At 45.1% G+C, this 554-nt stretch carries 1 protein-coding gene; it reads right to left on the bottom strand.

The features are described from left to right. Nucleotides 1–554 (bottom strand): hypothetical protein (locus tag ACFIMP_RS09970; protein WP_375686352.1); only part of this gene is annotated, 554 nt, incomplete at both ends.

Genomic DNA, 554 nt, shown 5'->3' on the forward strand with positions numbered 1-554 from the left:
TTGTCAATATAGCCTGTCAACTTGGCATCAAGCGTGCCACCAGCTTCAATCGTGCCGTAAACAGCATCATAAGTGCGTTTGAGTGTTTGGGTAAAAGTAGGACCATCCCATTCTTCTGCACCTTGCCCTATACATGCTGGATTTGTGGCACTACATTGCTTATATCTGTAGCGTGTTTCAGTTACAATCTTGGTTGTTTCAATTAAATCACGCCCCTCATTGAGCAGCGTATCACCCTGCATCTCAATGTTGCCATTAGCAGCAATCAAACTATAGCTATTGCGGATATCACCGGCATGGACCGTGAGATGACGCCCTACCAAAATCTGTGCCGCATTATTGGTAAAATGAGGCTGCTGACGAATGATCGTAGTGTCGATATTTTTCTTGATCCTTGTGTGTTTATCAACATTTGGGATATTTTCCCATTCTCCTCGCACGTAACTGTGAGAAACCACTTTATCGCTAACTTCAACCCCACCTTCACGCATGTTGGTAAGCGCTGAGACATCGAAGGTCATATCGCCTGACACGGCTTCTAAAAGACCCGAGCT

Origin of the sequence: Bartonella sp. AP65SXKL (assembly GCF_042195725.1) — a bacterium.
GTDB lineage: Bacteria > Pseudomonadota > Alphaproteobacteria > Rhizobiales > Rhizobiaceae > Bartonella.